The sequence below is a fragment of the [Flexibacter] sp. ATCC 35103 genome (genome assembly GCF_001975985.1).
Classification (GTDB): domain Bacteria; phylum Bacteroidota; class Bacteroidia; order Flavobacteriales; family Flavobacteriaceae; genus Flavobacterium.
This window is the reverse complement of the sequence record NZ_MTQF01000005.1, coordinates 297,150-311,734: the sequence shown is the minus strand read 5'-3', so window position 1 is coordinate 311,734 and position 14,585 is coordinate 297,150. Positions and strand designations below refer to the sequence as shown.

Annotated in this window: 16 protein-coding genes; 2 read left to right on the top strand and 14 right to left on the bottom strand. The window is 33.1% G+C overall.

Going from position 1 to position 14,585, the window contains the following annotated elements; genetic code table 11:
• Position 1: 1 nt before the first annotated feature.
• Entirely contained in the window at positions 2–814 is an 813-nt protein-coding gene (locus BXU01_RS12455) for a mechanosensitive ion channel family protein (RefSeq protein WP_055095133.1), read from the top strand.
• 3 nt (positions 815–817) lie between these two features.
• Here the strand turns inward: BXU01_RS12455 and tsaB are convergent, their stop codons facing one another.
• The 7 genes from tsaB to BXU01_RS12420 all read right to left on the bottom strand — a co-directional run bounded on the left by tsaB (position 818) and on the right by BXU01_RS12420 (position 8,709).
• The gene (gene tsaB / locus BXU01_RS12450; protein ID WP_083693504.1) at positions 818–1,492 is read right to left on the bottom strand and encodes a tRNA (adenosine(37)-N6)-threonylcarbamoyltransferase complex dimerization subunit type 1 TsaB; all 675 of its coding nucleotides are present in this window, start codon (positions 1,490–1,492) and stop codon (positions 818–820) included.
• 92 nt (positions 1,493–1,584) lie between these two features.
• Complete coding sequence (locus BXU01_RS12445; RefSeq protein ID WP_083693503.1) at positions 1,585–2,877, bottom strand: efflux RND transporter periplasmic adaptor subunit; 1,293 nt, start codon at positions 2,875–2,877, stop codon at positions 1,585–1,587.
• 6 nt (positions 2,878–2,883) lie between these two features.
• Positions 2,884–4,269: a TolC family protein gene (locus BXU01_RS12440; protein WP_083693502.1), complete on the bottom strand. Its 1,386-nt coding sequence runs from the start codon at positions 4,267–4,269 to the stop codon at positions 2,884–2,886.
• 79 nt (positions 4,270–4,348) lie between these two features.
• Positions 4,349–5,464 (bottom strand): efflux RND transporter periplasmic adaptor subunit, encoded by a 1,116-nt coding sequence (locus tag BXU01_RS12435; protein ID WP_055095137.1) that lies wholly within the window; start codon positions 5,462–5,464, stop codon positions 4,349–4,351.
• 38 nt (positions 5,465–5,502) lie between these two features.
• A complete protein-coding gene (locus tag BXU01_RS12430) occupies positions 5,503–6,768 on the bottom strand; it encodes an ABC transporter permease (protein ID WP_083693501.1) in 1,266 nt (421 codons plus the stop codon).
• Between the two features lie 2 nt (positions 6,769–6,770).
• Positions 6,771–8,015 carry an ABC transporter permease gene (locus BXU01_RS12425; protein WP_083693500.1) on the bottom strand — a complete coding sequence of 415 codons (1,245 nt, stop codon included), beginning with the start codon at positions 8,013–8,015 and terminating at the stop codon, positions 6,771–6,773.
• On the bottom strand, positions 8,008–8,709 hold the full coding sequence (locus BXU01_RS12420; RefSeq protein ID WP_083693499.1) for an ABC transporter ATP-binding protein: 702 nt from the start codon (positions 8,707–8,709) through the stop codon (positions 8,008–8,010). The genes BXU01_RS12425 and BXU01_RS12420 overlap by 8 nt, the downstream gene beginning before the upstream one ends.
• 175 nt (positions 8,710–8,884) lie before the next feature.
• On the opposite strand from BXU01_RS12420, the gene BXU01_RS12415 reads away from it, so the two are divergent.
• A complete protein-coding gene (locus BXU01_RS12415; protein WP_083693498.1) occupies positions 8,885–10,291 on the top strand; it encodes a DUF4403 family protein in 1,407 nt (468 codons plus the stop codon).
• A gap of 25 nt (positions 10,292–10,316) precedes the next feature.
• Here BXU01_RS12415 and BXU01_RS23980 read toward each other — a convergent pair whose 3' ends face one another.
• From BXU01_RS23980 to BXU01_RS12380, 7 genes are all read right to left on the bottom strand, one after another.
• Positions 10,317–10,637 carry a hypothetical protein gene (locus BXU01_RS23980; protein ID WP_083693497.1) on the bottom strand — a complete coding sequence of 107 codons (321 nt, stop codon included), beginning with the start codon at positions 10,635–10,637 and terminating at the stop codon, positions 10,317–10,319.
• A complete protein-coding gene (locus BXU01_RS12405; RefSeq protein ID WP_083693496.1) occupies positions 10,630–11,169 on the bottom strand; it encodes a DUF420 domain-containing protein in 540 nt (179 codons plus the stop codon). The genes BXU01_RS23980 and BXU01_RS12405 overlap by 8 nt, the downstream gene beginning before the upstream one ends.
• Before the next feature lie 2 nt (positions 11,170–11,171).
• The gene (locus BXU01_RS12400) at positions 11,172–11,861 is read right to left on the bottom strand and encodes an SCO family protein (RefSeq protein WP_083693495.1); all 690 of its coding nucleotides are present in this window, start codon (positions 11,859–11,861) and stop codon (positions 11,172–11,174) included.
• A 10-nt stretch (positions 11,862–11,871) separates the two neighbouring features.
• A complete protein-coding gene (locus BXU01_RS12395) occupies positions 11,872–12,513 on the bottom strand; it encodes a hypothetical protein (protein ID WP_083693494.1) in 642 nt (213 codons plus the stop codon).
• Positions 12,514–12,591: 78 nt separating this feature from the next.
• Positions 12,592–12,942, bottom strand: a complete 351-nt coding sequence (locus BXU01_RS12390; protein WP_055095146.1) for a cytochrome C oxidase subunit IV family protein — start codon at positions 12,940–12,942, stop codon at positions 12,592–12,594.
• Between the two features lie 18 nt (positions 12,943–12,960).
• The gene (locus BXU01_RS12385) at positions 12,961–13,944 is read right to left on the bottom strand and encodes a cytochrome c oxidase subunit 3 (RefSeq protein WP_056245348.1); all 984 of its coding nucleotides are present in this window, start codon (positions 13,942–13,944) and stop codon (positions 12,961–12,963) included.
• A 42-nt stretch (positions 13,945–13,986) separates the two neighbouring features.
• A complete protein-coding gene (locus tag BXU01_RS12380; RefSeq protein WP_083693493.1) occupies positions 13,987–14,583 on the bottom strand; it encodes a cytochrome c oxidase subunit 3 in 597 nt (198 codons plus the stop codon).
• Positions 14,584–14,585: the final 2 nt, after the last annotated feature.

Genomic DNA, 14,585 nt, shown 5'->3' with positions numbered 1-14,585 from the left:
CATGAACATGAATCCAGATCAAATTAGCAATTATGTCACTAAATTTATTGATGTATTAGTTGATTATGCACCTAAATTAGTCTCTGCGTTTATTATTTTATTTGTTGGTATTTATGCCATCAGATTAATAAACAGGGTTATTACAAAAGTAATGGTTCAAAGAAATTTAGACCCTACCTTAACAAAATTTCTCTCGGACATCCTGATATGGGCGCTCCGTATTTTATTATTTGTAACGTTTATTTCAAAACTCGGGATTGAGACTTCGTCATTTGTTGCTATCTTAGGAGCAATGGGACTTGCCGTAGGTTTATCATTGCAGGGTTCTCTTTCTAATTTTGCAGGCGGAATGCTAATTATCGTTTTCAAACCTTTTAAAGTTGGGGATACAATCGAGGCGCAAGGAGTTATTGCTACTGTAGTCGAAATTCAAATTTTTGTCACTAAGATGCTTACGGGTAATAACCAGACTGTTTTTGTACCAAATGGAGCTTTGTCAAACGGAACAATAATTAATTACTCTATGCAGGGAGAAAGAAAAGCTGATTTGACATTTTCTATTTCTTATGACTCAGATATCAAGAAAGCAAAAGAGGTTCTTTTAGATGTTTTAGTCAAAAACCCAAAAGTACTTAAAACTCCTGCACCAGAAGTTTTTGTCAAGAATTTATCTGCCAGTTCTATAGATTTTGCTGTACGCCCTTGGGCAAAAAATGCTAATTATGGAGCTGTTTTTTCTGAAACACTTGAAAATTGCAAAATAGCCCTTGATGAGGCCGGAATTTCAATTCAGCCTTTTACACTTCAAAAATAAATGTTATTGCTTTTTTGATGGTGGTGCCATCATGAAGTCTTTTAAATAATATGGTTCAAAATAAGCGACATCTACAGTGTCGCTTTTTTGATATTTATCATAACTGATTTTACTCATTGCAGCTGCTGAAGGAAATTTAATTTCTTCTAGAAACACAAAGTTTTCTTTTGTTAAAACCGGCTTGCATTTGTCTGCGCAATCGCCCACGAAATAAACTGTCTCCTTATAATCTGCAAATGAATCTTCTTTAATAACTTCTGCTTCGATTGCTCTTTCAACTTCTAATGCAGCATTAAAAACTTCACTGTAAACTTCCATTCTTCTTGCATCAAGCATCGGGATAATTTTTCCTTCAGAGACTTTTGCCTGCGAAGCTAAAGTATGCAGTGTATCAATTGCGATTAAAGGTATATTCAAAGCAAAACACAATCCTTTTGCTGCTGATACTCCTATTCGTAAACCAGTATAAGAACCTGGTCCCTGACTTACTGCAACAGCATTTAAATCCTGAACATTTAGTCCGGCTTCGGCTATTGCTTCTTCAATAAAAACATGCAGCTTTTCGGCATGTGAATAGCCTTCTTCAGCAATTTCTTTACATACAATTGTTTCTCCATTTTTAGCAATGGATACGGAGCAATTTTTAGTAGCAGTTTCTATATTAAGGATAAAAGACAAGGTATTTATTTTTTAAATTATTATTTATGCCAGACTGAGCGTCCTGAAGTCTCGAGAAGCTCAGCCTGACAATATCTTTAAAGAAATTCTATTTACTTTTTAGGTAAATCAGCTTTTTTTAGTTTCACTTTATCGCCGGAGTTTAACTCTTTAGAAACCGTTGTATAAGGTCCGGTAATTACAACATCGCCGGTTTGTAATCCTGAAAGGACTTCAATATTCGTATCGTCCTGAATCCCTGTTTTAATGATTCTGATTTTAGCTTTGTCCCCTACTTTTACAAAAACACATTCGAATTTTTTATCGCTTTTCGGTGCTGTTTTTTTGTCATCATTTGGTTCTTCTACTTTAAAATCTTTTACGGCAGTTGTATCAGATTTTACTACAACAGAGCTAATTGGCACTGCCAAAACATTGTTTTTAGTTCTTGTAATAATATCAACAGTCGCAGTCATTCCTGGTCTAAAAGGCGAATAAGTACTTGGCTGGCCTTCTAATAAATCCTGATACGATTCTTTTAAAATACGTACTTTAACTTTAAAATTAGTTACCTGATCTGAGGTTAAGGTTGTACTTGCCGAGTTAGAAATACTGGTTACAGTACCTTTAAATTTCTTTTTTAGATAAGCGTCAACTTCAACATTTGCTTCATCACCAATTTTTACTTTTACAATATCATTTTCATTAACATCAACTTCAACTTCCATGTTGTTCAGGTTTGCCACTCTCAAAAGTTCTGTTCCTGCCATTTGTTGCGTTCCCAGAACTCGTTCTCCTAATTCTACATTTAAAACAGAAATTGTTCCGGCTGCCGGTGCATAAATTAAGGTACGTCCTAAATTATCTTTGGCTTCAGTTACAGATGCAGATGCGCTTTGAACATTATAGTAAGAACTTTGTTTTGTAGCTTTTGCCACTTCAAAAGTAGCAATTGATTTATCCCAGTCAGACTTAGAAATTACACCTTTGTCATAAAGTGTTTTATTACGTTCGTAACTAGCTTTTGCTTCTTTATAATTAGCTTCTGATTGTGTTAAACTAGCTTTTGTACCGGATAAATTGGCAACAGATCTGTCTAATCCTGAAGTATACAAATCAGGGTTAATTTTTACCAGTAAGTCTCCTTTTTTAACAACCTGACCTTCTTTTACATTCAGTGCAATAATTTCACCTGAAACCATTGATGAAAGTTTTACTTCGATTTCCGGTTGAATTTTACCTGTTGCTGAAACTGTTTCAACTATTGTTGAAGCTACTACTTTTGAAACTTCTACTTCTTTTCCTTCATCCTTATTTCCTATTACTCCTGCTTTCGAAAGAGCAACTAAAGCTACGATAAGAATTACTGCACCGCCAAGTAAGAAATAAATTGTTTTTTTTGACATAATAAATTATTTTGTGATAATTGGGACAATTGGAATTCCAAAGTAGAATTCAAGTATTTTTATTTTAAAAATGTAATCATATTTTGTTCTGATAACGTCTGACTGTGCATTCGTTAACAAAGTTTGTGCCTGTGTAAAATCAAATGAATTCATTAAACCTACATCATACTTTTCTTTGGCATAATTGTAAGCTTGTTGTCTTGCTTCTAAAGTTACTGTTGATGATTCATATGCATTTAATGCTCCTTTGGCATCTGTAAAAGCAGTATAAACGTTACGTTGCAAATCTAAACTTTTTTGTTCTAAATCTATTTTAGATTTCTCTAAACTTACTTTGCTGCGCTCTACATTATTTCTAACAGAAAAACCATTGAATATAGGAACGTTCAACTGAAAACCAAAATTGTGTCCTTTATTATCGCTAAACTGATCTAAAACTGAATGTGGTCCTGAATAAACCGGATTTCCATTTCCATCTGTTCCTATAAGTCTGTCACTGTAACTTGCACTTGTGCTAAATTGGTAAAAACCTCTAAGTGTTGGCTGAAAAGCACCTCTTGCAATAGCAACGCTTTTTTCTGCAATTTCAAGATTTGTCTGAGCCAATTTTAATTCTGTTCTAATTTCTTTAGCTTTTGCATAAATATCAACTGGAGTTTGCGCCATGATATTATTCTCATCTTTTGCATTTGTATCATCTATAACATCAAAATCGGCAAACTCTTTTAATTGTAAAAGCTGCGCCAGACTCAATTTAGAGATTAACAAACTATTTTCAGCGACAATAATCGCCTGCTGATCTGTTGCTTCAGTAGCCTTTAAATCATACAAATCGCCACGCGGGATTGTTCCTGCATTTACCATTTCTTCTGAACGCGCCAAACGTTTTTGATCAATAGATAATTGCTCTTTCTTTACTTTTAAATTTTCTTTGTTGAAAAGAATTTCCAAAAATGCATTTGCTACATTCAGTGAAATATCTTCCTGCATTTTTAAAAGCTGGTATTGTGATGCTACAATAGAAAGTTTGGCTCTTCTATAGGTATTTTGATTTTGCAGACCTTTGTAAATATCAACACCTGCATTAACGCCTAACGAAGAATATTGGGTTGTTTGGGTAGTAGCAATATTGGTTACCGGGTTAACGTTCAAACCAATATTCCAGGAGTGAGAAGCGTTTCCGCTTACTGATGGAAGATAACTTCCTAACGCTCCTTTTTTATCAATTGCAGCATTTTTTACATCCAGCTCTGATAATTTTATTGTGATATTATTATCTAATGCATAACGAACGCATTCTTCTAATGTCCATTGTTTTGATTGTGCCTGAGTCGATAAACCAAAACCGAACATGATGGCAAAAACAAGACTATTATATTTATTTATTTTCATATATTTTGAATGAAAGCATAGCAAGATGCTACGCAAATTTAACAATTTTTAAACCTCAAAAACTCTTTATACTTTCAAATTATTTTTTTTCTCCTTCATTGATCAAACCCTGATTCCAGATCTTAATTTTATCTGAATCTTTTACTCCGCTTTTAATCTGAACATAAATTCCGTCACTAACTCCTAAAACTAAATCTCTTCTTTCAAATTTTTGTGGAGCAGTTTCTATTTCAACATATGGCTTTTGAGTTTTTTTGTCAAATTGAACTAATGATTCTTTAATTGCTAATGTTTTTTCTGCTTTGTCTAAAATAATAGAAGCATTTGCACTTAAACCAGCTCTGATAAATGTTGCATCTCTATTTTCAAGAGAAGCTTTAATTTCAAACTGAATAGCACCATTTTCAACAACTCCTTTTGGAGCTATATCAGTTAAAACAGCATTGAATTTTTTGTTTTCAATTGCTCCGACTGTAATCTCGATTGGCATTTTTTCTTTTACTTTTCCAACTTCAGATTCGTCAATTTTTCCAATAAAAATCATTCTTCCAACATCTGCAACACTTGCAATTGTCGTTCCTTCATTAAAGTTATTACTTTCGATAACCTGATTTCCTACTTTTACCGGAACTGCCAAAACCATTCCGTTTACCGTTGAACGAATTAAGGTGTTTGCATAATTACCTAATGATGTAGTTGTTCCTGTTTTTACGATATCTAAACTTTGTTTAGCAGCCTGATAGTTTTGTTTCGCTTGTGTATATGCTAATTGTGCTGCATCAAAATCGTTTGCAGAAATTACCTCTTTATCAAACAAGGTTTTTTGTCTTTTATAGATTTTTTCCTGGTTATCCAAAGCAATTTTAGCCGTTTGTACCTGATTCTGAGTGTTGCTTACATTTGATACATTTGCTACAACTCTAATTTTGGCAATCATATCTCCTGCTTTGATTTTCTCTCCTGCTTTGATATACACTTCCTCAATAATACCTGAAATATTAGGTTTGATTAAGACCTCTTCGTCAGGTTGAATGTTACCAGTTGCAATTGTAGTTTTTACGATTGTTTTAATCTCTGCTTTTTCAGTTTTAAAGACAATTGGAGACTCTTGATTTTTGGCATACAAATAATATAGCGCGCCAAAGAAAACTATAGCAATAAAGATTAAAATGGTTACGGTTATTCCTTTTTTCATTTTGTTTTTGGTTTAATCGATTATTTTTGATTGATAATTTATTCTGCACGTAAAGCATCTACTGGCTTTACATTAATTGCGGTCTGCGCCGGGATAAATCCTGCCAGCAAACCTGATCCTACTAATATTATTAAGGCAACAAATACAACTCTTAAATCTACGCTTGGGTTGGCAAACATCATATTACTATCCGGCGGCATAGAGTCCAGCACCATATTTAAGATTGCAATAACTCCGGTTGCAACAGCAATTCCCAGCATTCCTGAAATAATAGTCAAAAATATAGATTCAGATAAAATCTGACCGCGAATTGCTCCCGGCGTTGCTCCTAAAGCTCTTCGAATCCCTATTTCTTTTGTACGTTCTTTAACCACAATCAGCATGATATTCGAGATTCCGATAACTCCTGAAATCAGGACCAAAGTTCCTACAAAATAAGCGATGATTTTTAATATATTAAACAAACTTTGCACTTTATTATATTGTTCATACAAATCGAAGTTTCCTACAGCACGATCATCCTTTGGATTTATAGAATGCAGGATTTTTATTTGTTCTAAAATCTTTGGTTTTAAATCTGTAATAGAAACTTCATCTCTTGATGTAATAGCCATCCATCCCACTTTATCACCATAATTAAAAGCTTGCTGAAAAGTAGTAAATGGTAAAAAGATATTTTTTTGTTCCTGTTCTGCGTTTCCACCGGTTCTTTTTGAATTGTAAACTCCTACTACCATAAAATTGATTCCGTTGACTTTGATGTAAGTTCCCACGGCTTCTTCTTCTTTTCCGTATAATTCAGTAATAACACCTTTACCTATTACAGCTATTTTTCGTCTTTCCTTAATATCCTGTTGGTTTATAAAACGTCCTTTTATAATATCCATTGGTTGTTGCTTGATCAATTCAGGATAATCTCCATAAATGGTAAACGCTGACGTTTTTGTACCACGCACTACATTATTTGTTCCGTTAAAATCCCCTAATTGATTACGGGGCGAAACATATAATAAATCCGGCAAAGCCGCTCTTAATGCTGCTACGTCACTGTTTCTAAAATCATATTTTCGTACTTTAGGCAAACCTTTGTATGCTTTAGAAGTCGTCTGACTCCACATAAACATTGTATTTGTGGCTATTCCGTCAAAATCTTTTTTTACCCCGTTCTCTAAACCATTTCCTGCAGCCAGTAATATTACCAGAATAAATATTCCCCAAAATACACCAAATGCCGTTAAAACCGTTCTAAAAACGTTGGCCGTTAAGGCCTGTAAAATCTCATCCCAATTATCTTTCTTAAACATAATTATTCGTCTCTAAGTGCTACAATAGGTCTAATTTTGGCTGCTCGATACGCCGGAAAAAATCCTGCCAATGCACCGGCAAACACCAGTAAAACAAGTGTTGTCAAAGCCACACTAAAATCGACCTCGGGATTTCTAAAATATTCACTCTGAACCATTGGTCCAACAAATTCTAATAACAGCAAACTGGCCAGCAATCCTACAAAACCTGCAATAGTGGTAATAAATATGGATTCATGAAGTATCATCGAAATAATAGAAAAAGGCGATGCTCCCAAAGCTTTTCTAATTCCAATTTCTTTCGTTCGTTCTTTAACTATAATAAGCATGATATTACTTACCCCAACAACTCCGGCAATAATGGTACAAATACCAACCCACCAGAAAAATAATTTGATATAGAGATTTAAGTCATAATACTGTTTTGCTTCTTGTACAGAATTATAAATTCCAATTGCGCTGTCATCGTCCGGAGCAATAATGTTTTTACTCTTCAGCAACTGTCTTACATCATTTGTAAATTGTTTAGATTGTGCTAATGCTTCGTCATAATCTGCTTTTTTATTTAAAACGAACATCATTCCTGTAATTTTATCTCCACCGCCATAAGCACGCTGAATAGTGGTCATAGGCATATATAATCGTGTCTCTTCTCTCTCGCCCGAAGGATCTGTAAAGACTCCAATTACTTTAAAATTAATACCATTTACTGAAATTTCTTTTCCAATTGCATCTTCTTCCTTAAAGATATCCTGCTTAAGTTTTAAACCAATTGCAGTCACTTTTTCATTATTTTTTAAATCATTATCGTTTAAAAATCTTCCTTGAATTATAGTCCCGTTTTCTATGTCTAAATAATCCGGATTTACCCCTCTGTACTGATAATTTCCAGATTCTTTGCCGTAAGTTACAATTACACCACGCGTGATATTTGTAGCGGATTTTTTATCGATTTGATCGCCAAATTTCATTACCGGAAGATCATAATCGCTATTTCGCAGCTGAATTTGTCTTCCCGGATTCAATCCTTTATATTCTTTTGTAGTGGTATTGGTCCAAATTTCGATAATTCCTACAGCATCATTTTCAAATTGTTTCTGAATTCCGTTTTGAAGTCCTTTACCAGCTCCAAGCAGAATCACCAAAATAAAAATACCTGAAGCCACAGAAATTCCGGTAAGAAATGTTCTTAGTCGGTTTTTAGAAATTGCCTCAAATATTTCCTGCCAACGCTCAATATTAAACATAAGATGCTGCTCTAACTTGTTCTACCAATTTATCATCTATAATTAATCCGTCTTTCAGGACCACATTTCTTTTGCACATTGCAGCAATATCAGGTTCGTGCGTAACAATTAAAATTGTTTTTCCTTCATCGTTAATTCCCTGAATAAGTTCCATAACTTCATAAGAAGTTTTAGTATCCAAAGCTCCTGTTGGCTCATCTGCCAATAAAACTTTTGGATTTGAAGCCAATGCCCTGGCAATTGCAACACGTTGTTTCTGACCTCCGGAAAGTTCATTTGGCAAATGGTGCGAATGCGAACCCAAGCCCACTTTCTCTAAATATTTCATGGCAATTTCATAACGTTCTTTTCTCTTTACACCTTGATAGTATAAAGGCATTGCAACATTATCAAGTGCCGTTTTGTAGTTTATTAAATTGAAAGACTGAAATACAAATCCCAGAAATTTATTTCGATATCTTGAAGCTATTGTTTCGTTTAGATTCTTTATTGGAGTTTTATCTAAAATATAACTGCCTGAATCTGCTTCATCAAGAATTCCCAGAATATTTAAAAGCGTAGATTTTCCAGATCCTGATGATCCCATAATCGCAACTAATTCGCCTTCTTCAATATTAAAATTAATACCTTTTAACACATGCAATTCTGAACTTCCCATTTTATAGGATTTATGTAAATCTTTGATTTCGATCATCGTACTGTTAAATTTTAAAACAATAATAATATTTTTTATAAGTAATTTATGGTAAAAAAACGTTAATAATTGCGTTTGGTTATTACAATAAGACTCAATTTGTTATCAATTGTTACACTTTTTTAAGATAATATAATTGTTTTCTTAATTTTGCATCACTTAAAAAATCTTAACGATGAAGTTTTTTTCAATTCTCTCTCTGTTTACAGCACTTACACTGCTTACAAGCTGTTCTACATCTCAAAAATTAGAAACTTTAAAACCGGAACCAGACGATGCAAGTCCGCTTGTTTATGACGCAAATCCGTCCTTTATCAATTTACCTATAACGGTAAAACTTAGCGACATTCAAAATCAAACCAACTCTTTGCTGAATGGTTTAATTTATGAAGACAATAATATTGAGGATGATGATATCGAAATGAAAATCTGGAAACAGGCTCCTATCAAGATTCAAAATGATCCCGCAAATCCGGATAAAAAGATAAAAACAATTTTACCATTAAAAGCCACCGTAAAATACCGTATTGGTACTAAAAAACTTGGCGTTGATCTTTACGATGTTAGAGAATTTAACTTAAATGGCGTAATTACTTTATCGAGTGAAGTAGCCTTGACCAACTGGAAACTAAATACTAAAACCGAGTTCAGATCATTAGACTGGAACGAAAGTCCTACGATGCTTGTATTTGGAAAAAGTATGCCAATAACTTATTTAGTAAATCCGGCAATTTCTATTTTTAAATCTAAAATTGAAAAGAAAATAGACGAAGCAATCGAAAAATCAATGGATTTTAAACCGAACGTTTTATCAGCATTAGAAAAAATATGTACTCCGTTCCAGATGAGCGATACTTATGAAAGCTGGTTAAGAATTGTGCCTGTCGAAGTTTATTCTACAAACGCAAAACTCAAAAATGATTTGTTTTTATTAGACATGGGAATGAAATGCAATATGGAAACTATTGTGGGTAAACAACCTGAATCGAGATTCAATGCCAGTAAAATTGTTTTGAAGCCTGTAGCAAAAATCCCGAATCAAATTTCAGCTAATATTGCAGCAATTTCAACTTATATTGATGCTTCGAAAATCATGACCAAAAATTTTGCAGGACAGGAATTTGGTTCGGGAAGCAAAAAAATAACGGTGAAAAATGTTTCTATCTGGCACAAAAACGGAAAAATGGTTATTGCACTTGACGTTTTAGGTTCTATAAACGGAACACTTTATTTAAACGGATTTCCGCAATATAATCCGCAGACAAAAGAGATTTATTTTGAGAAACTCGATTATGTGTTAGATACAAAAAGTAAGCTCATGAGAACGGCAAGCTGGTTAGGTCAGGGATATATATTGAGAAAAATGGAAGAAAGCTGTCGATATTCGATTCAGCCAAATCTGGAAGAAGGAAAAAAAAGCATGGCGGCTTATCTTAAAAATTATTCACCAATGCCAGGCGTTTTCGTAAATGGAAAAATGGAAGATATCCAGTTTGATAAAATTCAGCTGACCAATCAGGCTATTATCGCTTTTATAAAAATAAACGGAACGGTAAATGTTTCTGTAGATGGACTGAAATAAAAAATAAAAAAAAAACAGAATATAATTATTCTGCTTTTTTCTTTTTTGATTGGTACATTCTATAAATCAGATATCCAATTATGGCAACCAGTAAATAAGGAACGACCATCAAATAGACTATTCCATTATTTACAGCCTCGGCTTTTTTCACATTCGAATCTCCTGCAAGTGCTGCACGACACATCGCGCATTGGGCATTAGCTGTGAGAGAAGAGAAAAGAGAAAAGAGAATAGAAAATAGAAATACATATTTAGCTGAAAAACTTTTTTTAGCATTATCTTCTCTATTTTCAATATTCTGTATTCTGTATTCTTTATTCTGTATTCTATTTTCTATTTTAAACATAATAAGGAGAAATCATTAAGTAAACTACTACGCCTGTAACTGCAACATACAACCAAAGCGGGAATGTTATTTTAGCTATTTTTCTATGTCTGTCAAAACGTTGGGCAAGTGCTCTTACATAAGTAATCAATACCAACGGAATAATTGCAATAGACAATAAGATATGTGTTACTAAAATAAAGAAATAAATATATCGTATTGCTCCTTCTCCACCAAATTTAGTAGAATCGGCTGTCATATGATACGCTACATACATTACCAAAAAAGCAACCGAAAGCGCAATAGCAAAAGTCATTAAACGTTCGTGAAGTTTTTGTTTTCCGTTTTTGATAGCAATTACTGCCCAAACCAAAACAATTGCTGTAATACCATTTGTGGTAGCATAAATGGGAGGAAGAAATGAAAGCGGTTCTACATTGATTCCAAAATCTTTTAATTTTACTCCAAATAGTATTGCTACTACGACCGGAATAATAATTGAAACTGCAACAATAAGTTTGCTGTATTTTTTTTCTAATGAATGATCTTCCATCTTTATTCTTCTAATAATATTTTAATATCCTCTTGAATATCTCTAACTCCTTTTTTATCTAATCCGTCATAGTAAATGTTTGGATTACCAAATTCATCTTTTCTGCAACGAATATTTCCATCTTTATCAATTAAAGCAAACAAACCAGAATGCTCAAAACCGCCGCTTACTTTATCATTCTCGCCAGCATAAAGATTAAAACCTTTGTTTGATAAATCCATAATTGTAGCTTTATCACCTGTCAGGAAATTCCAGTTAGAAGATTTTACACCTAATAACTTAGCGTGGTCTTTTAAAACTTGCGGTGTATCATGTTTAGGATCGATTGTAATGGAAACAATCCCGAAATTTGGATTACCAAAAAACGTTTTTTCAATTTCTAACATGCTTAAATTCATCTTAGGACAAATCGATGGACAAGTTGTAAAGAAAAACTCCAAAACATATACTTTTCCTTTATAGGTTTCATTTGAAATTTTAGCATTATCCTGATTTGTTAAATCAAATTTAGGTGCCGGTCCTATTGTAATAAGTTTTGCATCAGATTTAGAGTTTTTTAATCCTACATTATCTAAACGGTTTCCTTTTACAACTTCACCATTTTTTATTCTGTCAACAATTTTAGGCACGGCATAAATTCCGAAGATTAAAATAATAAACGAAATTCCGATATATGATTTATTTTTAAACATGATATAAAGATTAAAGTTGTTTTGTTGCGTTGTGGTTCTTTTTCAATGCTGCCCGATATTCATATAATATGATTTTAAAATCATCAAGCATTTCGTTACTCAACTCAGAAGGATGAAAAGTATTATACCCTTCTTTATATTCATCTTTATCTTTTCTGCCTCTTAGGTTTCTTTCTTTGTCTACGATGTAAACATTTGAAGTTCCCAGATTCTGATCTAGTTTTCCTTTCAGATGCAATTGATCATAATAGGCTTTAATTTCATCAGGCGAAGCAAAAATAAAATGCCATCCCGAAACATCTGTAAAAGCACCCAATGATTCTACAATTTTCTCTGCATCTTTTTCTGTTCCCAATGGGCAGATAACTACAAATTGCAAATCTTTGAACCCGTTGTAACGCTGATATATTTTTTCGTTTAGATTGAAGAAATTACCTCTGTTTTTTAAAATCTCATTTCCTGAAAAACCAAGAATTGTAATTTTATTATTTAGGGTTACTTTTTCTCCTTTAAGGGATTTCCAATTACCAAAGTCGGCAATTTTAGGAGTTATTGTTGGAAGTTTAGTAAAGCTATTTACACCAGAAGCAAAAAACAAATAGGCTACAATTGGCAAAACAAAAAGTACAAAGAGAACTATATTTTTTTTCATTTTATTACCGGAAGTTATTGAGGTACAAAAATAAAAAAATCCCGATGTTATCGGGACTCTTTTCGAATTAATATCATGTTAAAAATTCCATTTAATAGTAGAATCTTTAAAAACCCCATAAATATAATGTCCTTCTGTTAGCAGAATAAACAATAAATATAAAACTAGGAAAATAACTGGTGAAACAACTGACCATCTAAGGCTGCTTTTTTCACCTTCCATGTGCATAAATGCCCATACTATATAATATGCTTTGAATATTGTCAGGATATAAAATATCCAGTTCAACAAATTCAAACCTACAAAATGATTAAACTCTAATGATGCTGGTTTTATAATCCCCAGGATAACTTCTACTGTAGTTACTGCTGATAGTAATGCAAAAACAAACCAGATTCTTTTTGTATTTGATACGTGTTCGTGTGACATAATAATTAAAATCTAAAATTAAACTAAGTAGAAAACTGTAAATACAAATACCCAAACTAAATCGACAAAGTGCCAGTATAAACCAACTTTCTCTACCATTTCGTAGCTTCTTCTTTTTTCGTAAGTACCTAATAACACATTAAAGAAAATAATGATATTAATGATTACTCCTGAAAATACGTGAAATCCGTGGAATCCTGTAATAAAGAAAAAGAAATCAGCAAATAATTTACTTCCGTATTCGTTTCTTATTAAGTTAGCACCTTCTACAACATATTTTGCCTGGCTTAAACGAGCTTCAGATTCTGCTCTTGACAAAACTGTTTTTTTCTTTTCTGCTGTAAGATGTTCTGTTCTTATTAATAATTCAGGATGCGCTTTAAAACCAGCCTGTACATCAGCTACTGAATATGTTGGCAATGTTTCTGCACTTTCCATAAACCATTTTGCTTTTGCTCTGCTAAGTTGTTCCGGTTGATTTGGTAATTTTACAGCAAACTCTTCAAGAGCAACTCTTTTACCATCTTTATCAACGAACTGTAATAGGCTTCCACCTACTGTTTCAACAGCACCATATTCTCCTTTAATGAAGTTTTTCCATTCCCAGGCTTGAGAACCCACGAAAATAAAACCTCCAATAATAGTTAAGAACATATAAATTGCAACTTTTGTTTTTTTCAATTGGTGACCTGCATCAACAGCCAAAACCATTGTTACAGATGAGAAAATCAAAATAAAAGTCATTAAGGCTACATAATACATTGGAGCCGAAACACCGTGCATAAATGGGAAGTGAGTAAACACTTCATCAGCCAAAGGCCAAGTTTCGATAAATTTAAATCTGGAAAAACCATAAGCCGCCAGAAATCCAGAGAATGTCAAGGCATCCGATACGATAAAAAACCACATCATCATTTTACCATAACTAGCTCCTAATGGCTGGATCTCATGTCCGCCTCCCCAAGTTTTTTCGTTGTTTGCAGTAGTAACTGTCGCTTCCATAAAAGATATTCGTTAAAAAGTTCCCAAATTTACGTTTTTTTCTTATTTAAAGAAATATAAAAATAAAAATAAATATACCCATAATAAATCCAAAAAGTGCCAATACATCGCACCTAGTTCTATACCAAGAGTTTGAGTCGAATTGTATTTTTGTTTAAAATGATTATAAATTATAATTAAAAGTGAAATTAAACCTCCAGCCAAGTGTAATAAGTGCGTAACAGTAACTACGTATAGAAAAGTTGTAGTAATAGAACTACCTTCTCCTGTAAAATAATAACCGCTTTTTACGATTTGTCCAAAACCTACAAATTGCAAAACCACAAATAAAACCCCTAAAGCCAATGTTCCCAAAAGTAATGCTGTAGTTGCTCCTCTATTATCTTTTTGAATGGCTTTTTTAGCCAGATAAAAAGTAACACTGCAACCAATAATAACTATTGTACTATAATAAAACGCAGTTGGCAATTCGAAATTCTTCAACCAGTCTGCTCTTGATTTACTTACTACAAATGCACTTGTAAGTCCGGCAAACATCATGGTCATACTTACCATTGCGAATAACAAAATCAGTTTAGCCGATTTTGATTTTCTTACTTGTTCTTCACTTATCGTGTCTTTTGTTAATGTCATTTCCATAA